The organism is Caulobacter vibrioides (assembly GCF_002858865.1).
GTDB lineage: Bacteria > Pseudomonadota > Alphaproteobacteria > Caulobacterales > Caulobacteraceae > Caulobacter > Caulobacter vibrioides.
This window is the reverse complement of sequence record NZ_PJRR01000021.1, coordinates 64,792-84,123: the sequence shown is the minus strand read 5'-3', so window position 1 is coordinate 84,123 and position 19,332 is coordinate 64,792. Positions and strand designations below refer to the sequence as shown.

Genomic DNA, 19,332 nt, shown 5'->3' with positions numbered 1-19,332 from the left:
CCCGGATAGCCTCTGCGAGGCTTCCGGGATGACGAGAGATTTAGCTTTTGAAATGTAAGGGGCTTTTCGCCTCGCCCACCAGTTCACGCACCAGATCAAGGTCCGACGGCTTGTCGACATCGACGGCCGCGAGGCCGTCGTGCGCGCGCACGGCGGCGGCCTTGACGTCGGCCAGGGCGCCCAGCCGCGCTACGGCCTGATCCAGGGTCAGCAGGCCTAGCGCGTAGCGCAGCAGGAAGCTCGGACCCAGCATGGCGGCGATCTTCCACGGCTGCTTGCGCAGGGCCTCGACCTTGCGCCACAGGCTCACCACGCCCATCGCCCGCGCGTCGCGCAGCAGGAACAGGTTGCAGCCCGAATAGCGCCCGTCGCGGAACTTCAGGTAGGTGCGCTTGGTCTGCGGCGCGGCGGCCTGGACCCGCGCCTCTGGGGCCAAGAGCACCGCGACCTCGGCCCAGTCTGGGGTGTCGGCCAGGAACTGGGTGATCCATTCGGGCTTGAGCAGCGCGTGGTCGACCGTGGTGATCAGCAGCGGAAAGCCCAGCCGTTCGGCGGCCTCGGCGACGCTCTGGCTGGGACCTTCGGCGGTGGGGAGGGCTTGAGCGCGAGATCCCGCCAGCGCGGCCTTGATCGCCGCGTCATTGGCGCTGACGCCGATTTCGGACGCGCCGGCCACCTCCACCGCGCCCAGCACCCGCGCCAGCAGGGTCTGGCCCTGCAGCACGATCAGGCCCTTGTGGGCGACGCCGGCGTAGGCCGCGGCGGGATCGACTTCCCCGGGTCGGGAACCCGCCAGGATCAGGGCCTTGAAAGGCTGGATCACAGGGCCTTCTCGTAGACGCGATAGGTCTTGTAGTGCGTGCCGCCGACATTCTCGGCGATGTGGGTCATGGCCTTGTTGGCCTCCAGAACCCACGAGATTTCATAGCGATTATAGCCCAGGCTCATCGCCATATCGCGGCTGGCCTTCATCATCCAGAACGGCAGCATGCGGCCGCGCTGGCTGGTCTGGAACTTCTTCTTGACGCCCATCAGCGGGATGCGCGCGGACTTCACGCCCTTGACCTTCAGCCGCCACAAGAGCTTGGCCCAGCCGAACGGCAGCAGCTTGCCTTTCAGGTCGGCGATGGCCTCGTTGACGTTGGGCAGGAAGACCACCACGCCGGCCGCCTCGCCGTCGATCTCGGCGAACCAAACCAGGCGCTTGTCGATCACCTGCTTCAGGGACTTGGCCAGCTGGCGGGTCTCGGCCTCGGTGGTGGGGGTGAAGCCCCAGTTATCCGACCAAGCGTCGTTGAGGATCTCGGTGAGAGTCTGAACCTCCTGGTCGTAGCGGCTCATGTCCAGCTGGCGCAGCACCACGCCCGAGGGCAGGCCGCGCTTGACCCGGCGCTGGGCGATTTCGGGGATGTCGCCGGTTTCGTCGGCCTTGTAGGCTAAGAGGTCCTGGGCCTTGGCGTAGCCCTGCTCCTCGACGCGCTGGCCGGCATAGGCCGGGTCGTGGCCCATCAAGACCATCGGCGGGGTGTCGAAGCCCCAGACCAGGAGGCCGACCTCTTCGTTGATCGACAGGTTGAACGGGCCGACCGCGTGGGTGCGCCCCCGGGCGCGCAGCCAGTCCTCGGCGGCGCGGAACAGCACGTTGAACACCGCCGGGTCGTCCTCGGCGGCGATCATGCCGAAGTGGCCGTCGAGCCGTCCCTCGGTAGGTTGCGGGGTAAGCTGGTCGATCTGGGCGCTGATCCGGCCGACGTCTCGGCCGCCGCGCGTGGCCAGGAACAGCTGCACCTCGGCGTGGTCGAAGAACGGATTGGTCTTCGGGGTCAGGGCGTCGGTGCGCTCCATGAACAGCGGCGTGATCCAGTTCGGATCCTTGGCGTTCAGCCGCGCGGGCAGGGCGATGAAGCGCTTGAGCTCAGCGGGCGTCTTGACCGGGATGACCGAGAGGTCGGCGTTGGTGGAGTCGAAAGGCATCAGCCCTCCAGGGCCAAGAAGGTTCGGACGGCGAGCGCGCCGAAGATCGCAGGGGCGGCCCACACGGCCAGGAAGGGCGACAACGCGCCGGACTCGCCCAGGGCGGTCAGCATGCCATTGGCGACCAGGAACATCAGGCCAGCGGCGAGGCCCCCGGTCAGCAGCACCGCGCCTTGCCCGCTGCGGAAATTGGCCAGGGCTACGGGCGCGCTCAGCAACAGCATCACCAGCGAGACGAACGGACTGGCGAAGGCTGCCTGCAGGTGAGTGGCGTAGAAGCTTTCGGGCCGATCCGATCCGCCGTTCTCCAGCGCCCGCCGCGCGGAGGCGGCCGTCGGCATGGAGTCGTCGCCGAACAGTCCCTGGACATCCTGCGGACGCAGGGCCGTTGGCCAGGAGGTCGCCGCAGCGGTCGAGGCCTGCGACAGGTCTCCGGCAAAGCGGGTAGTCTTGGGCTGCTCCAGGGTCCAGGCCTTGCCGTCGTAGCGGGCCACGGGCGCCTCGACCTTCTCGACGAGGATGCCCTTGCTGTCGCGGCGGAAGATGGTGACGCCGGTGATCGTGCGGCCGTCCGCCGAGGCGTTGGCGCCGATGACCAGGTCCGCGCCCGCCCGGAAGGTGCGGGGCGCGGGCTCCTTGCGCTCCGCCACGGGCGTGGTGTTGCGCCACCAGTCGGCGAGCGTCGGGTCGGCGCGCGGCGCCAGGACCTGGCCGCACAGGGCGTCCAGCAGCATCACCGCCACGGCGGCCGGTACAGCCATGCCCACGATCCGGTAGCCGGATATGCCGCTGGCCCGCATGGCGACGATCGCGCTCTCACGGGCCAGCTGCGAGAAGGCGAACAGCCCGCCGGCCAGCACCGCGATCGGCGCCACCTGTTCGAAGAGGCGCGGCAGACGCAGGGCGGCGTAATAGCCGACCCCGGCCATGCCGAGGCCTCGGTCCAGGATGTCGCTGGTGACATCCAGCAGATCCAGGATCTGCAGGACCGACATCAGGATCAGGGCCGCACCGAGAATGCGGGTGGCGACCGTCTGCAGGACATAGAGCTGCAGCTTCATGCGGCTTGTCGCTTCTTCGGTTGAGGCAGCAGGCGCAGCGCGTGCGTGACCAGGGTGTTGATCCGCCGCACAAGCCGCGAGACGGGGGTGTCGCCGGGACGCGTGCGGCTGCCGACGAACAGCCAGACGCTCAGCGCGGCGAACAGCGTAAAGGGGATCCAGATCGCGGCGAAGGCGTCAGCCTTGCCGGCCTTGGCCATGCCCTGGCCCAGCAGCAGCGAGTGCTGGAACGCCAGCAGCAGCAGGCCCGCCATGATCAGGCCGGGCGCGCGGTTGCCCCGCTTGGAGGCCAGGCCCAGCGGGAAGGCCAGAAGCGGCAGGAAGGGCAGGAAGGCGGCGCGGGCCAGGCGGCCGTAAAACTCGCTGAGCAGGGTGCCTTTGGAGACGACCGGATCGGGTGACTTCGCCTCCCGGCGTAGCTCGCCCATGGTCAGTTCGCGCTCGTCTCCGCCGCGGTCGCGCAGCAGAACAGCCGCCGCCGACAGCGGCGTCTGGGTTGTCAGGCTGGTGAAGGCCAGATTGCGATAGGTCCCGTAGGCGTCATGGGCGATGCGGCGGCCGTCGCGCAGGTCCATGGTGATGGTCTTGCCGTCCGGGTCCATCTTCAGGTCGGCGGACGCGGCGGTGATGATCTCTTCCTGGCCCTTGGCGTCCAGGCGGCGGATGAAGACGCGCGTCAGGCGCTGACCGGCGATGTCGGCGCTGTCGGCGGTCAGCAGCGAGCCCTTGTCGTCGATGAAGGCCCCGCCCGCCAGACGTCCGTTCCAGCCGGCGTTGACCGCCGCATGCATCACGGCGCGATAGGCGTAGCGGCTGTAGGGCTGCATGTAGCCGAACACGATGATGCTGAAGACGCTGAGGAGCACGCCGACGGCCACGAACGGCGCGGCGATGCGTTCCAGCGATTGGCCGCTGGCCAGCAGGGCGTCGATCTCCGAGCCGTCCGACAGCTTCACGATGACGATGAACAGGGCAACGAAGAAGGCCACGGGCAGGGCCAGGCCCAGATAGTGCGGCACAAGGTTGGCGGCCAGTTGCGCGACATAGCCAAACCGCGCGCTGCTTTGCGACAGAACGTCGAGCAGCCGCAGGATGCGCTCGAGCAGCAGCGCGATCACCGTCACGCCCAGGCAGGCGGCCAGCGGCCATAGCAGCAGGCGTAAGAGATAGCGGTCGATCAGGCGGGGGCCGCCGTTGGGCAGGTCCTTGGCGCTCACGCTGCGTTCCAGGCCTTGGAGAAGCGGGCGGCCAAGCGCTCCACCGCGTCGGGGGTCAGTTCGATGGCCGCGCCCAGCGCCGGGGCGGCCGGCCAGCCCGCGTCGGGGAATGAGGCGCCCTCATGCTCGCGCGTCCCAGCGTAGCGCGGCAGCACGTGGAAGTGGACGTCCTTGTCGACCATCATCAGCATCAGATAGTTGATCTTCTCATAGTCGACCTGGGTCTTGAGCAGGCGTTCGATCCCGGACACCGCCACCTGCAGGTCAGCGAAGGCCGCCGGACTCAAGTCCGAGAACGCCTGGACCGCTTCCTTGCACACCAGGACCAAAGACCCAAACGTCGGTTGTTTGGGGCGCACCAGAACAAGCCAGTGATCTGTTTCGGCCACCTTAGAGGCGGGATAGCCGAACGCCAGGGCGGTGGGGTTGGTCATGAGAACGCCGAAACTTCAGGCCTGTGTCGCCAGCGCGTGACAATAGGGACGCGCGGGGAGACAGGGAAGGGCGATCCGTTCGCGCGTGGCGTCCGCAGCGGTCATTCAGGCGGCCTCGGGGCGGTGAGCAAGGTCGCCCAGGGTGAAGCGACCCAGCTCGGTGATCTCGGTTCCGGTTTCTGAGAGACCACGCGCGACGACGCGAACGGCGTGGCCGCCCTCGGGACGCGGTTCGATCTCGATCTGGTGCCAGCGCGCGGGTGCATGGCGACTGGGCTTGGCCGAAGCCGACGGCACCCCCAGAACAGGAATGGTCGCGCCGCCAGGACCAGGAAGCGAGCCCACCAGGGCCTCATGGGCGTGGCCGTGCAGAACGAGATCCGCGCCATGCCGGGCCAGCACCGCCCGTAGGGCGTCCTGGTCTTCCAGTCGCTTGCGCTTGGACACAGCGCCCGGATGCGGCGGATGGTGCAGGACCACCAGCCGGAAAAGGCTGGCGTAGGCAGGGTCCGACAGTGCGGCGTCGAGGCGCTTGATCTGATCTTCCCCCAAGCGTCCAGTCGCCAGATGCGGGGCGGTGGGAACCGCCGAGCAGAGGTTGAAGATCGCCACGGGACCGCGCACCCGCACCTGCGGAAAGCTGGCTTCGCCAGTGTCGCCCAGCCAGGGGGACCAAATCGCGAAACGTTCGGGCCCGCCGACGCCGGCCAGAGCGTCGTGATTGCCGGGACTGACCGTATGATCCGATGCGGCCCCCAGGCCTTCCAGCCAGGAGCGCGCCGTCGCGATCTCGACTGGGGAGGCGAAGTTTGTCAGGTCGCCGCTGATGACCACGTGGTCAGGCGCGGTCGCCTGCAGATCGGCGACCAGCGCCGCCAGGACCTCAGGCCGATGAACCTTGCGCTTCTTGCGCCAGGCGATGCGGCTGAGCAGGCGCTTGGTGAACACGTCGCGCAGTCCGAACGCGCCCGGCGGGGGCGGCAGATGCGGGTCCGACAGGTGGGCGATGCGATAAATGGACAAGAGGCGCCGGCGGTTCTGGTCGAAAAGGACGAAGCTGCTTATCTATCAGCCCTGGATTCAAGGGGTATAGCCGTCTTTGAGTAGTGAAGTTCAAAAAGGGCCGCGCGCGCTGACCGTGGGTCGCGGCGACGGCCGTATCTGGGGCATGAGCTCGGCAGAGCGCCTCTCGCGCATCTACCGTCGGCTGGACCTGGTCGAGACGCCTGCGGTCGACCTGTCGCACCCGGTCGTGGCGGTCGATGCGGGCTGGGTGTTCGACGAGTCGCTGATCAAGGCCCTGGCGGGCCGTGAGGGCGCCGTGCTGGTCGATGACGCCGGGCGCGCTGTCGCCGTCCATGCGCCCGCCGATCTAGCCTATGCCGCCAGCGAAGCGCTGGCCGCCGGAAACGATCCGGCCGGCCTGGACCCCCGTTTCACGCGGCTGACGGCGCTGGAGCTGGGCTCGGCCTATAACAGCGCGCTGCGCAAGCGCGAGCCGCCGGTGCTGGAACGCCTGACCCCCGAAACGGTGCGCGCGGTCGAAAAGCGCCTGTTTCAGGGCTCGTACAAGGGCGTCACGGACTTCGTCACCAAGTATGTCTGGCCAGCGCCGGCGCGGGTCGTGACCCGTTGGTGCGCCCTGGCGAAGATGACGCCGAACCAGGTCACCTTCATCGGCTTTGTGATGGTGCTGGCGGCGACCTGGCTGTTCTGGCACGGCCATTTCGGCTGGGGCCTGGTCTGCGCCTGGATCATGACCTTCCTCGACACGGTCGACGGCAAGCTGGCCCGCGTGACCCTGACCTCGTCCAAGTGGGGCAACGTCTTTGACCACGGCATCGATCTGGTGCACCCGCCGTTCTGGTGGTGGGCGTGGTTCGTCGGCGTCTATGCGGTCGGCCAAGAGATCCCCTATGCGGCGCTCAGCCTCGCTATCGTCGTCGGCGGCTATGTCGCTCAGCGGGTGGAGGAGGGGATCTTCCTGGCCCTGTTCAAGCTGGAGATGCACGCCTGGCGGCCGTTCGACAGCTTCTTCCGGCTGATCACCGCGCGCCGCAACCCGAACCTGATCCTGCTGACCGGCTGTGCGATGGTCGGCCGGCCCGACCTCGGCTTCACGCTCGTGGCGATCTGGACCGCCGTATGCTTCGTCGTGCACGCCATCCAGATCCTGCAAGGCCTGATGGCGCCGAAGGGGTCGATCCAGTCCTGGCTGGCGAAATGACGCGCATCGGGGTCGTCCGCAATCCCAAGAGCCACGGCAATCGGATCCGGCCGCCCGGCCCGGCGCCTGAGGACGTGCGTCTGGTCGAGCCGATCGGGCGGGAGGCCTTGAAGGCGGCGCTGGACGACTTCGCGCGCACGGGTCTCGACTTGCTGGTGATCGACGGCGGCGACGGCACCGTGCGCGATGTGATCAGCCTTTTGCCTCACACTTTTGGCGAGGCGACGCCGCTGCTGGCTGTCCTGCCGTCGGGCAAGACCAACGTGCTGGCCATCGATCTTGGCACGTCGGAAGGCTGGCGTCTGGAGGACGCACTGCGCGCGGCGCGTCGAGAGAACCCGACGATCAAGTCGCGTCCGCCCCTGCGTGTCAGTTGGGCGGATGACAAGCCCTGCCTGCAGGGCTTCTTCTTTGGCATTGGCGCGCCGGTGAAGGCCACCAACCTGGCGCAGCGCGTCCACAAGGTCGGCTTCTTCCACAACTTTGCGGTCGCCCTGACCATCGGCACGGCGGCGCTGGGCGCGCTGTTTGGCGGTTCGCGGGACGAGTGGCGCGAGGGCGTGCCTGCGCGCCTCGTTCTGGACGGCGAGGCCCAGGGCGAAGGTCACCGGTTCGCCGTCATCGCCACGGCGCTGAAACGCCTGCCGTTTGGGCTCAAGCCGTTCGGCGCGCCGCGCGAGGGGCTGAAGCTGCTCGATGTCGACGCCCCGCCGCGTCGCCTGCACAAGGCCCTGCCGTTGATGCTGAGCGGCAAGGTCGTCCCCGCGCTCGAAGGCCTGGGTTACCGGCGGCGCGACCCTCGTTCGGTCAAGCTCTCGGGCGGCGCGCCGTTCGTGCTCGATGGCGAGGTCTATGAAGGCGGCGACCTGACGATCCAGCTGGGTCCGGCCTTGCGGTTCCTGGTCGGATGAGCCGCCTGCGCGGCCTCGTCGCGGCCGAGCTCTCCCAGACGACGCCCGAACCGATCCGCGCCTTTGCGGCGCATCTGGCGACGCTGTTCCCCGGCGCGCGCGCGGTTCTGTTCTATGGCTCGATCCTGCGCACTGGCGATCTGTCCGGGGTCCTCGACTACTACGTCCTCACCGAGCGCGTTCCGGCGGGATGGCGGGGCGTGTTCACGCGCCTGCTGTGGCCGGATGTCAGCTATCACGAGTTTGAGCACGGCGGCACGACGCTGCGCGCCAAGGTCGCGTCGATGACGCTGGCGCAGTTCCAGCGAGCGACCAGCGGCGCGGGCGTCGACACCACGATCTGGGCGCGCTTTGTCCAGCCGTGCGCGCTGATCTGGGCCGATGAAGCCGCACGCGAGACCGTGATCGACTCCGTGACCGCGGCTTGTCGAACGGCGGCCGGTTTCGCCCAGGCGATCGGTCCTGCCGACGCCGCGCCGCTGACGCTTTGGGCGGCGCTGTTCCAGGAGACCTATAAGGCCGAGCTGCGCGTCGAGAAGGCGGGCCGCGAGGTGTCGATCCTCACCTACGACCCCGAGCGCTATGAGCGGGTCATGGAGGCCGTTTGGGCTGACGAAGGCCGTGAGCTCTCGCATGAGGCCAGGACGGGTCTGCTCAAGGCCTGGCGCGTGCGCCGAGCGCTCGGCAAGCCCCTGAACGTGGCGCGGCTGGTCAAGGCGGCCTTCACCTTCCAGGGCGCGGCGCGCTATGCGGCTTGGAAGATCCAGCGCCATACAGGCGTGACGGTCGAGGTGACGCCGTGGCGAGAGCGGCATCCGATCCTCGCTGCGCCCGGTGTGCTGCTCAAGGTCTGGAGAGAGCGGCGGCGAGCCGCATAGGCCGACGACAAAAAAACGCCCGGGTCGCAGGACCCGGGCGTTCTTGTTTCAGCGATGCGACCGGTCTCAGGCGCGAGCGCGCTTGAGCGGTTCGATCACGCCCAGGGCCGCGCCGATTTCGCCGTAGGTCTTGAGCACGGCGTCGATCTGCTCGTCGGTGTGGGCGGCGCTGACGCTGGCGCGCAGCAGCGGACGGCTGTCCGGCGTGGCGGGCGGCAGGGCCAGGTTCAGATAGACGCCGGCCTGCAGCAGGCCGTTCCACATGGCGATGGCGCGTTCCTGGTCGGGCATGGTCGCCGCCACGATCGGGCTGGCGCTGGGACCGGTGAGGAAGCCCATGGCGGTCAGACCGTCATAGAGGCGCTTGGCGTTGCGGTTCAGGCGATCGCGCAGCTCGGGCTGCTCGATCATCCGGCGCAGGGCCGTCACCGTCGATGCCGCCACGGCCGGCGGCAGCGAGGCGGTGAACATGTAGGGGCGACAGATGACGCGCATGACGTCGAAGTCGTCATGGTCGGAGACGCAGAAACCGCCGATGGCGCCCAGGCTCTTGGAGAAGGTGCCGACGATGAAGTCGACGTCCTCTTCGACGCCCGCCGCTTCGGCGAGGCCACGACCGGTCGCGCCCAGCACGCCCATCGAGTGCGCTTCGTCGACGAGCAGATAGCCGCCCATCTCGCGCTTCACGGCGGCGATTTCCTTCAGCGGCGCGACATCGCCGATCATCGAATAGATGCCTTCGACGACGATCAGGCGCTCGCCCGGCGCATCGCCCAGGCGACGCAGGCGCTTGGCCAAGTCTTCGGGATCGTTGTGACGGAAGCGGATGACCTCGGCGTGGCCCAGACGCGAGCCGTCATAGATCGAGGCGTGGCTGTCGGCGTCGAGGATCAGGTGGTCGCCGCGGCCGACCAGGGTCGACAGCACGCCGAGATTGGCCTGATAGCCGGTCGTGAAGACCATGGCGTGCTTGCGGCCATAGAACTTGGCCAACTCTTGCTCGAGCTCGACGTGCGACTCGAAGCTGCCGTTGGCGATGCGGGAACCGGTCGTGCCGGTGCCGCGTTCCTGTACCGCCTTGACCGAGGCGGCGATCGCCTGCTCGTCAAAGGTCAGGCCCAGATAGTTGTTCGTTCCCAGCAGGATGGTGGGACGGCCATCGACCACGCCTTCAGTCGGCGAGTGGACAGCGTCAAAGCGCACCTTGAAGGGGTTCGCACCCACATCCTGGATGGCCTTGTACGCGTCGCGATAGGCCAGGTGCTTATCAAATAGCCCCATTAGTTAAGCCCTAGTCCGGAGATCGTTGATCAGTTTGGAAAGGTCGCCAGCGGTCTCGACGGACGCCAGGCGATCGAGCGGAATGGAGATGTCGAAGGTGTCTTCGAGCTCCATGATGATGTTCATGAGGGCCAGGGAATCGACGGCGAGGTCACGGCCAATATGCGACTCCGCACGAACCTCCACAGCCCGCCCTAGAACCTTGGTCGCCGCTACCCCGATCTCGCGCAGGCTGAGATCCGTCACCGTATCCATTCTAATCAAACCTCCGGGAGCCCCACCCGTGTCACTACTGTAACGGCGAGTCTGTCAGATTTCCGCCATATTTGAACTAGGCGACGATATTTTTGGGTAGCCACCCCGCCGCTCGGTACCAGTCGACGGTGTGAGTGAACCCGTCAATCAGGCCGAACTTGCTGGGTACTCCCTCCGCCATCGGAGCGCTAGATGGGGTCCAATCGGTGTGAAGCAACTCCCTAGCCTTGCCTAAACCGAAGACCGAAGGCGTGTTTGTCAGAGAAGACCAAGCATCCACAAGGGCTCCGGCGGTCAAAATGCCTGGGTCGGGAAGCCTTATCAGACGGGGTTTCGCGCCCATGACGTGCGCCGCGCCGCGCATGATTTCCGTCCAGGTGTATCCGTCGCGCCGCACATCGGAGAGCTCGACCAGACCCAAAACGGGTGTCCGACAGAACGCAACGAGCTTCGCCGCCGCGTCCTCGACATGGATCATGGCCACGCGCGAGGTCTGCGACAGCACCGGCAAGACCGGGCTGCGAGCGGCCAGTTGGAACAGCCCGAGCGTCTCGGTGTCCCCCGGACCATAGATCGCCGGTGGGCGAACGATGAGGGCGCTGGGATCGGCGGCGCGCACCGCGTCCTCGCCCGCGCGCTTGCTGGCGGCGTAGTTCGAGAGGGACGGTTCGCGGGCCGCGAGGCTGGAGACCAGGATGAACCGGGCCCCGGCGGCCCTGGCGGCCTCGGCCGCGGCGCGGGCGCCGTCCTGGTTGACCCGGTTGAAGCCTTCCAGGGTTCTGGCCTTGATCAGGCCGGCGACATGGATGAAGACCTCGGCGCCCTTCGCCAGCCTGTCCAGCGCCCTGGGCGTTCCAAGATCGCCCGTGACGACCTCGACCTCCAGGTCACGCCAGAATGGATGGACCGGGTCCCGGCGCACCAGGACGCGAGGCCGCCAGCCGTCCTGGGCCAGCGCGCGCACCAGGTGACGGCCCAGAAAGCCGGTCGCGCCCGTGATGGCGACGACGCCGCGCGCGTCAGTCGCCATAGGTTCCGGCCAGATAAGCCGTCTTGGCCTTCGAGCGGCTGAGCTTGCCCGACGAGGTCTGGGGCAGGGCGTGGGCGCCGACCAGCTTCACCTTGGCTTCGACGCCGTGGCGGGTGCGCAGCAGGGTCGCGACGGACTCGCGCAGCGCCGCGCGGCTGTCGGCGTCGCCCCCGCGGGCCTGGACCAGGACCACGACCTCGTCCTCGGGCTCAGCCGGGATCGCGAACGCGCAGACGTCGCCGCTGCGCAGACCGTCGATCTCGTTATCGGCTGTCCATTCAAGGTCTTGCGGCCAGATGTTGCGGCCATTGAGGATGATAAGGTCCTTGGCGCGGCCGGTGATGACGATCTCGCCGTCGATCTTGAAGCCGATGTCACCGGTGTCCAGCCAGCCGTCGGCCGCGAGCACCCGGGCGGTTTCCTCGGGATTGGCGAAATAGGCGCTCATCACCGACGGGCCCTTGGCGAAGATGCGGCCGACGCCGCGCTCTGGCAGCACCTGGCCGTCGTCACCGCGCACCTCCAGGAAGTGATCGGGCAGGGCGGGGCCGCAGCGGGCGAAGTCGCGGGCGCGCTCGGAGCCTTCAGGCGCGTCGACCGCCAAGGCGTCGCGTTCCAGGCGTTCGACGTCGAGGGTCTCGGCGCGCAGGCCCTTGCCCAGCGGGGCCATCGACAGGGCCAGGGTGGCCTCGGCCATGCCGTAGCTGGCGACAAACGCCTTGTCCGAGAAGCCGGCGGGCGCAAAGGCCTCCACGAACGCCTTCAGCGGCGGCATCCGGATCATGTCGCCGCCCAGGCCCGCGCTGCGCCAGTGCGAGAGGTTGTAGTTTTCCAGCGATTGGCCCTGCACGCGGCGGGCGCACAGCTCGTAGCCGAAGGTCGGGCTGTAGGCGATCGTCGCCTTGTTGCGCCCGATCAGGTCGATCCACAGCAGCGGTCGGCGGACAAAGGCGCCGGTGGGCAGCAGGTCGACCGTCATCTGGCAGCTGAGCGGGCTCAGCAAAAAGCCGATCAGGCCCATGTCGTGATAGAGCGGCAGCCACGAGATGGCGCGGTCGGACGCCTTCACCTGCAGCCCGTCCCGCGTGATGGCCACGCAGTTGGCCATCAAGGCCTTGTGGCGGACCAGCACGCCGGTCGGTGTGCGGGTGCTGCCCGACGAGAACTGCAGGTAGCAGGGGTCTTCCGGCGTGATGGTCGGCAGGGCCGCGCCGGCGTCCTCGGGAAGGTCGGCCAGCACGCCGGCGAACGCTAGGCCCGCCCGCGCGCCGATCTCGGCGACCCAGTCCTTCAAGCCCACCGGACCGATCAGGATGTTGGCCTTGGCCGAGCGGGCCAGGTTGGAGATCTGCTCGATATAGGCCTCGCGACCGCCCAGCGGGGTCGGCAGCGCCATCGGCGCGGGCAGCAGGCCCGCATATTGGCAGGCGAAGAAGGCGCGGACGAAGTCACCGTCGGTCTCGGCCAGCAAGGCCACGCTGTCACCGACCTTGGCCCCGATCGCCAGCAGACGCCGCGCCAACACGACCGCCTCGTCGCGCAGCTTGGCGTAGGGCAGGGCTTCGACCAGCTCGCCGCGCAGCGAATAGAGGTTGATCCCCGTCTCGCCGGTCGCGGCGAAATCGAGGGCCTGGGTCAGGGTCGGGAAGTCGGCGAACCGGACAGTGCGGTCAGACGCCGTGGGCGTGATCATAAGTTGGGCCTTCATCGTCTTAAGTCGGTCGCGGCGCGGAGCTTTCCTCCGCCGCGAGTCGGGCGAGCCTGCGGCGCGCCATGAAATACATGCCAATGGCCATTGCCAAAGCGGACGCAACCAGAGCGGCGCCTGCACCGGTCAGGCCGAAGGTCCGGATCAGCGGAACCAGGCACGCCAGATAGGTCAGAACGACGACCAGGCGAACCATCATCGCCGCGCCCGCCGCGCGCATCGAGACCAGCATCGGCTCCAGCGGCAGGGTCATCACGCCGATCGCGGCGGCGGCCACCTGCCAGTTCATCACGCCCGCTGCGGCGCCGAAGCCGGGACCCATGACCGTCTCCAGGATCCAGCGACCCGACACCAGGCTGACCAGCAGCAGCACGCCGGCCGCCGCGCCGCCGATCAGGGCGATCTGCACCGCCAGCTTGGTCATGGCCTGCTGGCCGCCCGAGGCGCGCATCTTGGCCAGTTCCGGATAGAGCGCCGGCACCATCAGACGCGCGGGCTTGGCCATGCCGTCGGCGACCTGCTTGCCGATCCGCCAGAGCGCGGCCTGCGCGGGACCCAGCAGCGCGCCGACCGCCATGGTCAGCACGTGGGTGAAGCCGACGTCCAGCGTGCCGGAGAAGTTGGTCGCCATGGCGAAGCGCCAGACGCCTGGCAGGTCCTTGCTGGTCGGGCCCATCACCGTGAAGCCGCTGAGGAGGCCTTTGCGCTTCAGGTCCCAGATGGCGATGGCGGCGATGTAGAAGAACGCCGCGAAGGTTCCCGCCGCCCAGGCCAGCAGGAAGTACTGGATCGGGGCTTGCGTCACCGCGCAGATCGCGCAGCCGACCAGCCGGACGAACGAGCTGATCGCCTGCTCGGCGGCCAGAAAGCGAAACCGGTCGAACAGGCGCAGCAACCCGACACCCGTCGCCGAGGTCATCACGCCGATCGACAGGGCGTAAAGCGCGCCATAGCCGTTCATGCCTTCGGGCCAGCTGAGCTGGCGCCAGAAGAACCAGGCGCCCAGCATGCCGAGCAGGATGCCCAGCACCGCGCTGATCAGGTCCAGAAGCAACGTAAAGCGCAGCACCTGCTGAAAGCGGCGCTTGTCGTTTTCCAGCAAGGGGCCGGCGCCATAGGTGATCAGGGTCTGCCAGGACTGGAAGTGGGCGACCTCGCCCAGGAACTGGGCGAAGGCGTTGATGATCACCAGCACGCCCATCATTTCCGCGCCGAGGCTTCGCGCGGTCAGGGCGATGTAGGCCAGGCCGATGATCGCGTTCACCACGCGGCCGCTCAGCAGCTGACCGGCGTTGGCGAGCACCTTCTTGAGCGGGCTCGGAGCGACGTCCGTCACGCGACCCGCTCCAGCTTGTCGACGATCGCTTGCGCGGCGCGTTCCGAAGCGGGGGTGTTCTGGACGTCGAACGTCTCAGCGATTCCCTCGATCTGGGCCTGACGATAGTCGCTGTGGGTCGCGAAGGCTTCGTCGACCGCGTCGCCCAGGTGATCCACCGAGTCCAGAACCTGGCCATACAGCCAGTGCTGATAGCTGGGATCCCCTCGCCAGTCGGCGCCGCTCGCGTTCAAGAACAGGCACGGCTTGGGCGTCCGGAGGAATTCGTAGACCTGGCTGGAGACATCGCCCAGATAGAGGTCGGCCCTCTGGGTATAGGTCATGTCGGCCGCAGCGGGTCCGCCAAGGTCGATATGGATCCGCGGATGCTCGGCATAGGCCGCAAAGGCGGCCCGCTCATCGCTGGAGGCCGTCTCGAACAGGCGGATGTGTGGCGCGAAGATCAGGTTGTAGCGACTGTCTTTGGTGAAGGCGTCCAGAACGGTCCGGCCCCAGCGCGACCAGGAGCCGAGCTCCGGGTGGAAGTGGGGGTTGTAGAGAACAATCGGACCCGGCTTGTCGAAGCGGGGGCCATCACGCGCGGGCAGTGCGTCGACGAGGTCAAACTTCGGGTAGCCGACCATGGCGCAAGACTCTGAGGTCACCCAGCCTTCGCGCAGCATGCGATCGCGCTGCTTGGGACCGGCCGCCATGACCAGATCGAACAGCTTGAGACGCGGTTCGAAGGGCCCCTCCCGGTCGCCGGCGCCGTGCTGGGTGTAGACCAGCAGCGGGTGACGCACGCCCAGGCGGCGCAGAAGCGCTGTGGTCCGCTCGGGCGTGATGACCGCGTCGTAGCGCGCCAGGCGTCGCGCATTGGCGATCAGCATCGGCGCCTTGGGCGGCGCACCGTCTCCGCCCAGGCGTCGCAACCAGGCGGGCGGCAGCAGCACCAGCGTGATGTCGGCGCCGCCGAGTTCCGACAGCAGGCTGGAGACATAGTCGAGCAGTTCGGGCGTTGTGGCCGCGATCTCGACCTTGATGTGGGGCCACAGCCGGGCCATGGCGACAGCCACCGACAGGCTGTGCCAAACCTGATGATGCTGCGCGATGTAGAGAAAGCAGACGCGTTTGGCTTTGGCCACGTCAGGGTCGCGGCTCCAGCCGCGTGCGCACGCCGCCCTTCAGCACGACCCGGTCGCCCTTGTCGGTCACCTCATAGGCGCTGGCGCGCGTACTGCCCTTGGGCCCGGACCCCGCGATCCCCGCGTCGCCGCTGACCGCGCCGGTGCGCAGGTCGATCAGCGCCCGGGGCGCGTCGAAGTCAAAGCCCTCAGCGCTGGTGATCTTCACCTCATCGGTCAGCAGGAGGGTGTTCTCGGCCTCGCGGTATACGCCCGACTTGGCTGTGGCCTGGCTGGGGTTGGGCTCGCCATAGCCCCGAACCAGCAGGGGTGCGGTCAGGCGGACGATGTTCTGATCCTTTGCGTCGCGCTCGGCGCGTTCCGCCGTGATCAGGAACGGGCGGCCGTCCTTTAGAACACCGGTGAAGCGGGGCTTGTCCAGCACGAGCGGCGCGGTGGCGGCCTGGGTCTGGAGCTTGCTCGAGGCGAGGCTGCGCCAGGCGGCCTGAACGATCACGGTCGCCGCGACGCCGGCCGCGAAGACGGCCAGCCCCAGGCGCAGCCGCCGGACAGGCTTCCGGCGACGGTTGCGGGCCCGTTCCGCGGCGGTTTGGGAAGGGAGGATGGCGGCGGCGCCATCGGACTGGGTGAGCATTTGCGGCCATGGATAATCCTCCGCCGCCGTTCGCCCAAGACCTTTGTTTTCCAGCGAACCCTCCCGTGGCCACGATGGGCGGACGGTCGGGCCGGTTTCGAGCGTGGTTGTCCATGACAGCGAAGCGCGTGATCCTTACCGGCGGGCCGTGTAAGGATCCGCGTGATGTTCTCCAGACCCTCGCCGCACAAGGACTTTGGTGTCTTCCTGCCCGTGGCCAACGGCGGCTGGATCGTGTCCGCCACCACGCCCACGCTCGACGGCCTCTACGCCCAGAACCGGGCGGCGGCCGTGCTGGCGGACGAGATCGGCCTGGATTTCGTCATGTCGATGGGCAAGTTCCGCGGCTTTGGTGGTGAGACCGATCATTGGGGCACGTCGCTGGAGTCGGTGACCTTGATGGCGGCCATCGCCGAGGCGACCAAGCGCGTGCGCATCTGGGCGACGGTGCATCCGCTGCTGCAGAACCCCGCCGTGGCGGCCAAGATGATCGCGACTCTGGATCAGATCAGCGGCGGCCGGGCGGGCCTCAACATCGTGGCCGGCGCCTACAAGGCCGAGTTCGACCAGATGAGCGCCTGGGACGATTCGTTGTCGCACGACGACCGCTACGCCCTTGCCGAGGAATGGACGACGATCGTCAAGCGGCTCTGGACCGAAGACAGCGTCGACTTCTCCGGCCGCTATTTCACGATGAAGGACTGCCAGTCCAAGCCCAAGCCTCTGGCCAGGCCTCGCCCGGAACTGATCTGCGCGGGGATGTCGGATCGCGGCTTCCAGTTCTCGGTGCGTGAGGCCGACGCCTGCTTCATCGGCGGACGCTCGCGCGAGGAGCACCGCGAGGCCTCCCGCCGGGCCAAGCGCATGGCCGCAGACCTGGGACGGTCGGTCCGCACCTATGCGATGTGCACGGTGATCCATGGATCCACCGACGCCGCCGCTCAGGCCCTGGTGGCGCGCTACGCCGAGGGCGCCGATATCGGAGCCATTCTCGCCATGCTGGCCAGTTGGGGCGTCCCCGCAGACCGGCTGCAGGCGACGGCCCGGCAGCAGGGCGCGTTCATGACCCAGACCGTGGTCGGCTCGCCCGCCTCTTGCCGCGAGCAGATCGAGGCGTTTGTCACGGCGTGCGAACTGGACGGCCTGATGCTGATCTTTCCGGACTATGTCGAAGGGCTTTCCATGTTCGGAGCGGAGATCCTGCCGGGCCTGCGGGCGGTGTTCTCGTGAGCTTGCCGGCCTGGATCGCGCCGCAGCGCACGGCGTTGATGATTGTGGACATGCAGGTCGATTTCGCCGCGCCCGAGGGGCTGTCGGCCCAGTGGGGCATGGATCTGTCGGCCGTGCCGGGCGCCCTTGCGGCGGCCCAGCGTCTGGCGGAGGCCGCGCGCGCCGCCGGGACGCCGGTGGTGTTCGTGGGTCTGTTCACGACGCCCGAAACCGACTCTGACGTGTGGGGCGAGCGCCTGCGGCGGCAAGGCCATACGGCTGAAGACAGCCCCGGGCTGTGTCGCGCCGGCGCGCCGGGCAGCGCCTTCGTCGGGCCTCAGCCTCAAGCCGACGACCTCGTCTTCCGCAAGACGCGCTACAGCCCGTTCTGGGACACCGATATCGCCGCCCGGCTGCGGTCCATGGGCGTCGACACGCTTGTGCTGGCGGGGCTGACCACGGAATGCTGCATCGACAGCACCGCGCGCGACGCCTTCAATCACGACTTCCACGTGTTCGTGCCGATCGACGCCTGCGCCGCCTATGAGCCCGAACTGCATGCGGCGGCCTTGCGGATGCTGGAGCTCAACACGGCGATCCTGACCGACAGTGACAGCGTCGTCGTGGCTTGGCGCTCGGCCGTCTAGCCGTCCTGTCGCGGCGCTGCGGCGCCTTGCATCGCCGCCCGCAGGTCTTCTTCCATCATATAGAGCCGGTCCTGGCCCCAGTGCGCTTGGTGACCCGTGATGCGGAAGGTCGGCGCGCCCCACAGCCCGGCCTCGAGCAGGGCGGCGCGATTGGTCTCGGCGCGCTGTCGCCAGCTGTCGTCGGCCAGGGCGGCGGCGGTCTGGGCGTCGGTCAGCCCCGCACGCCGCGCCACCCCGTAAAGCCCCTCGTCTTCCGCCAGGGCGATTCCGTCCGCGAAGGCGGCCTTGAGGCCCAGTTCCGCGAACTGTTCACCCAAGCCAAGCGCCATGGCGTGGTGGAGGACGGCCAGAGCACGTTCGGCCCCCGCGCCGACGGGGTCGACGATCCGTCCGAACGGCAGGTCCACGCGTTCGGCTTCGCGCTTGCAGTCCAGGGTGATGTAGATCGTCTTGATCCGGGGCACCGCTAGGCCTCGCATGACCATCGGCAGGATCGGGCGCAATTCCAGTGTCGCGCCATAGGCCTGCGCCAGATGGCGGATGCGCGGCATGAAGAGCCAGGAGTAGGGGCTTCTGAACGAGAACCAGGCTTCGATCGTCGGTGGCGCGCCTTCCGGCGGCGGGCCCAGCGAAGGTTCGAAGGCCGGCGCCAGCAGCGGTGAACCGGCCTCCCGGTCGAGGCCGCGTGCGGCGAGGCGCGCCTCCAGGTGGCCCAGGCGGTCGACGCCCCAGAACCATTCGCCCTCGAAGTGGAACATGCCGCCCAGATAGTGGCCCAGCTTGGCGCGTTGTTCTTCGCCGGTCTTCAGAAGCCTTTCAGCCAGCTTTGGGTCCTGACCGCCCGCCCGGGTGGCCATGTCCGCGAGCGTTTTATGATCCCCTGCCCACAGCGCCGCCCCCGCCGCGTAGGCGACATCGTCGAATCGACCCTGGTCGAGGGCGTCGGCCAGAACGCTCTGAAGACGTTGAACAGCCTCAGTCGTGGGCAGTGTCGCATCGGCCGGGAAGCCCAGTCCGCGACTCCGCGCCAGCCGGATCGCGTCCCGCAGGCCATAGGCGCGCAGGCGCTCGCGGTCCGGGGCGGCGGAGTCCGCCGGTGGCGGAACGAGACGGATCTCGATATCCGCCGCATAGCGCGCGCGCAGGCGCGGCAGCATCTGAACCGCCAGGTGGGAATAGGGATCGTCGGCCTGATGGAAATAGCGAATGGTCGCTCGCTCGCCGCGCAGACGCGCCGAAAGCGCCGCTGCGTCTCGCGCCAGCTTGCGCCGGGTCGGGCTGGTCAGGGCGGTGGTCACGCTTCGCATGATCGAGGTGCGCAGGGACACGGGCGAGATCTCCGATGGCATCGTTGGATGACATCTAGCGGCACGATGAATGTCAATATATGCTGCGCCAACGATAAG

General features: G+C 68.1%; 19 protein-coding genes. 5 read left to right on the top strand and 14 right to left on the bottom strand.

Translation table 11 applies throughout. The features are described 5' to 3' along the window. Positions 1 to 40: 40 nt before the first annotated feature. The 6 genes from CVUC_RS17810 to CVUC_RS17785 all read right to left on the bottom strand — a co-directional run bounded on the left by CVUC_RS17810 (position 41) and on the right by CVUC_RS17785 (position 5,709). Positions 41 to 916 (bottom strand): nucleotidyltransferase family protein, encoded by an 876-nt coding sequence (locus tag CVUC_RS17810; RefSeq protein ID WP_164468090.1) that lies wholly within the window; start codon positions 914 to 916, stop codon positions 41 to 43. Further along, positions 820 to 1,974 carry a ceramide synthase gene (gene bcerS, locus CVUC_RS17805; protein WP_096032870.1) on the bottom strand — a complete coding sequence of 385 codons (1,155 nt, stop codon included), beginning with the start codon at positions 1,972 to 1,974 and terminating at the stop codon, positions 820 to 822. Before bcerS ends, CVUC_RS17810 begins: the two co-directional genes overlap by 97 nt. Continuing rightward, positions 1,974 to 3,035: an LptF/LptG family permease gene (locus CVUC_RS17800; RefSeq protein ID WP_096032871.1), complete on the bottom strand. Its 1,062-nt coding sequence runs from the start codon at positions 3,033 to 3,035 to the stop codon at positions 1,974 to 1,976. Before CVUC_RS17800 ends, bcerS begins: the two co-directional genes overlap by 1 nt. Next, positions 3,032 to 4,252: an LptF/LptG family permease gene (locus CVUC_RS17795; protein ID WP_010919040.1), complete on the bottom strand. Its 1,221-nt coding sequence runs from the start codon at positions 4,250 to 4,252 to the stop codon at positions 3,032 to 3,034. Before CVUC_RS17795 ends, CVUC_RS17800 begins: the two co-directional genes overlap by 4 nt. Beyond that, on the bottom strand, positions 4,249 to 4,686 hold the full coding sequence (locus CVUC_RS17790; protein WP_096032872.1) for an HIT family protein: 438 nt from the start codon (positions 4,684 to 4,686) through the stop codon (positions 4,249 to 4,251). The genes CVUC_RS17795 and CVUC_RS17790 overlap by 4 nt, the downstream gene beginning before the upstream one ends. 105 nt (positions 4,687 to 4,791) lie before the next feature. Next, positions 4,792 to 5,709 carry a metallophosphoesterase family protein gene (locus tag CVUC_RS17785; RefSeq protein ID WP_096032873.1) on the bottom strand — a complete coding sequence of 306 codons (918 nt, stop codon included), beginning with the start codon at positions 5,707 to 5,709 and terminating at the stop codon, positions 4,792 to 4,794. A gap of 76 nt (positions 5,710 to 5,785) precedes the next feature. Between CVUC_RS17785 and CVUC_RS17780 the strand changes: the two genes are divergently transcribed. Genes CVUC_RS17780 through CVUC_RS17770 form a run of 3 tightly spaced genes read left to right on the top strand, consistent with a single transcriptional unit; the run spans position 5,786 to position 8,702 of the window. Beyond that, positions 5,786 to 6,913 (top strand): CDP-alcohol phosphatidyltransferase family protein, encoded by a 1,128-nt coding sequence (locus CVUC_RS17780; RefSeq protein WP_096032874.1) that lies wholly within the window; start codon positions 5,786 to 5,788, stop codon positions 6,911 to 6,913. Then, a complete protein-coding gene (locus CVUC_RS17775) occupies positions 6,832 to 7,824 on the top strand; it encodes a diacylglycerol/lipid kinase family protein (protein ID WP_010919044.1) in 993 nt (330 codons plus the stop codon). The genes CVUC_RS17780 and CVUC_RS17775 overlap by 82 nt, the downstream gene beginning before the upstream one ends. Continuing rightward, positions 7,821 to 8,702 carry a hypothetical protein gene (locus CVUC_RS17770; RefSeq protein WP_096032875.1) on the top strand — a complete coding sequence of 294 codons (882 nt, stop codon included), beginning with the start codon at positions 7,821 to 7,823 and terminating at the stop codon, positions 8,700 to 8,702. The genes CVUC_RS17775 and CVUC_RS17770 overlap by 4 nt, the downstream gene beginning before the upstream one ends. A 66-nt stretch (positions 8,703 to 8,768) precedes the next feature. Here CVUC_RS17770 and spt read toward each other — a convergent pair whose 3' ends face one another. The 7 genes from spt to lptC all read right to left on the bottom strand — a co-directional run bounded on the left by spt (position 8,769) and on the right by lptC (position 16,070). Continuing rightward, the gene (gene spt, locus CVUC_RS17765) at positions 8,769 to 9,983 is read right to left on the bottom strand and encodes a serine palmitoyltransferase (protein ID WP_010919046.1); all 1,215 of its coding nucleotides are present in this window, start codon (positions 9,981 to 9,983) and stop codon (positions 8,769 to 8,771) included. A 3-nt stretch (positions 9,984 to 9,986) separates the two neighbouring features. Next, complete coding sequence (locus tag CVUC_RS17760; protein WP_012640163.1) at positions 9,987 to 10,247, bottom strand: acyl carrier protein; 261 nt, start codon at positions 10,245 to 10,247, stop codon at positions 9,987 to 9,989. A 67-nt stretch (positions 10,248 to 10,314) separates the two neighbouring features. Further along, positions 10,315 to 11,268, bottom strand: a complete 954-nt coding sequence (gene cerR, locus CVUC_RS17755; RefSeq protein ID WP_010919048.1) for a ceramide reductase — start codon at positions 11,266 to 11,268, stop codon at positions 10,315 to 10,317. Beyond that, positions 11,258 to 12,976: a fatty acyl-AMP ligase gene (locus CVUC_RS17750; RefSeq protein WP_096032876.1), complete on the bottom strand. Its 1,719-nt coding sequence runs from the start codon at positions 12,974 to 12,976 to the stop codon at positions 11,258 to 11,260. Before CVUC_RS17750 ends, cerR begins: the two co-directional genes overlap by 11 nt. 4 nt (positions 12,977 to 12,980) lie before the next feature. Continuing rightward, positions 12,981 to 14,312 (bottom strand): lipopolysaccharide biosynthesis protein, encoded by a 1,332-nt coding sequence (locus tag CVUC_RS17745; protein ID WP_096032877.1) that lies wholly within the window; start codon positions 14,310 to 14,312, stop codon positions 12,981 to 12,983. Continuing rightward, positions 14,309 to 15,436 carry a glycerophosphotransferase gene (locus CVUC_RS17740; RefSeq protein ID WP_096032878.1) on the bottom strand — a complete coding sequence of 376 codons (1,128 nt, stop codon included), beginning with the start codon at positions 15,434 to 15,436 and terminating at the stop codon, positions 14,309 to 14,311. The genes CVUC_RS17745 and CVUC_RS17740 overlap by 4 nt, the downstream gene beginning before the upstream one ends. Position 15,437: 1 nt before the next feature. Then, positions 15,438 to 16,070 carry an LPS export ABC transporter periplasmic protein LptC gene (lptC, locus tag CVUC_RS17735; protein WP_010919052.1) on the bottom strand — a complete coding sequence of 211 codons (633 nt, stop codon included), beginning with the start codon at positions 16,068 to 16,070 and terminating at the stop codon, positions 15,438 to 15,440. Positions 16,071 to 16,232: 162 nt separating this feature from the next. Here lptC and CVUC_RS17730 point away from each other — a divergent pair, with 162 nt between their 5' ends. Together CVUC_RS17730 and CVUC_RS17725 are read left to right on the top strand one after the other, a co-directional pair. Beyond that, positions 16,233 to 17,300: an LLM class flavin-dependent oxidoreductase gene (locus CVUC_RS17730; protein ID WP_010919053.1), complete on the top strand. Its 1,068-nt coding sequence runs from the start codon at positions 16,233 to 16,235 to the stop codon at positions 17,298 to 17,300. Further along, on the top strand, positions 17,297 to 17,926 hold the full coding sequence (locus CVUC_RS17725) for a cysteine hydrolase family protein (RefSeq protein WP_096032879.1): 630 nt from the start codon (positions 17,297 to 17,299) through the stop codon (positions 17,924 to 17,926). Before CVUC_RS17730 ends, CVUC_RS17725 begins: the two co-directional genes overlap by 4 nt. On the opposite strand, the gene CVUC_RS17720 is transcribed toward CVUC_RS17725, so the two are convergent. After that, the gene (locus CVUC_RS17720) at positions 17,923 to 19,275 is read right to left on the bottom strand and encodes a DsbA family protein (protein ID WP_096032880.1); all 1,353 of its coding nucleotides are present in this window, start codon (positions 19,273 to 19,275) and stop codon (positions 17,923 to 17,925) included. The two genes, CVUC_RS17725 and CVUC_RS17720, sit on opposite strands and share 4 nt — an antisense overlap. Between the last annotated feature and the right edge of the window lie 57 nt (positions 19,276 to 19,332).

What these genes read in the sequence shown, in the direction of transcription:
- lptC (WP_010919052.1), bottom strand. Translation starts at nt 16,070, where the DNA reads ATGCTCACCCAGTCCGATGGCGCCGCCGCCATCCTCCCTTCCCAAACC.
- CVUC_RS17720 (WP_096032880.1), bottom strand. Translation starts at nt 19,275, where the DNA reads ATGCCATCGGAGATCTCGCCCGTGTCCCTGCGCACCTCGATCATGCGA.
- CVUC_RS17770 (WP_096032875.1), top strand. Translation starts at nt 7,821, where the DNA reads ATGAGCCGCCTGCGCGGCCTCGTCGCGGCCGAGCTCTCCCAGACGACG.
- CVUC_RS17790 (WP_096032872.1), bottom strand. Translation starts at nt 4,686, where the DNA reads ATGACCAACCCCACCGCCCTGGCGTTCGGCTATCCCGCCTCTAAGGTG.
- spt (WP_010919046.1), bottom strand. Translation starts at nt 9,983, where the DNA reads ATGGGGCTATTTGATAAGCACCTGGCCTATCGCGACGCGTACAAGGCC.
- cerR (WP_010919048.1), bottom strand. Translation starts at nt 11,268, where the DNA reads ATGGCGACTGACGCGCGCGGCGTCGTCGCCATCACGGGCGCGACCGGC.
- CVUC_RS17800 (WP_096032871.1), bottom strand. Translation starts at nt 3,035, where the DNA reads ATGAAGCTGCAGCTCTATGTCCTGCAGACGGTCGCCACCCGCATTCTC.
- CVUC_RS17750 (WP_096032876.1), bottom strand. Translation starts at nt 12,976, where the DNA reads ATGAAGGCCCAACTTATGATCACGCCCACGGCGTCTGACCGCACTGTC.
- bcerS (WP_096032870.1), bottom strand. Translation starts at nt 1,974, where the DNA reads ATGCCTTTCGACTCCACCAACGCCGACCTCTCGGTCATCCCGGTCAAG.
- CVUC_RS17775 (WP_010919044.1), top strand. Translation starts at nt 6,832, where the DNA reads ATGCTTCGTCGTGCACGCCATCCAGATCCTGCAAGGCCTGATGGCGCC.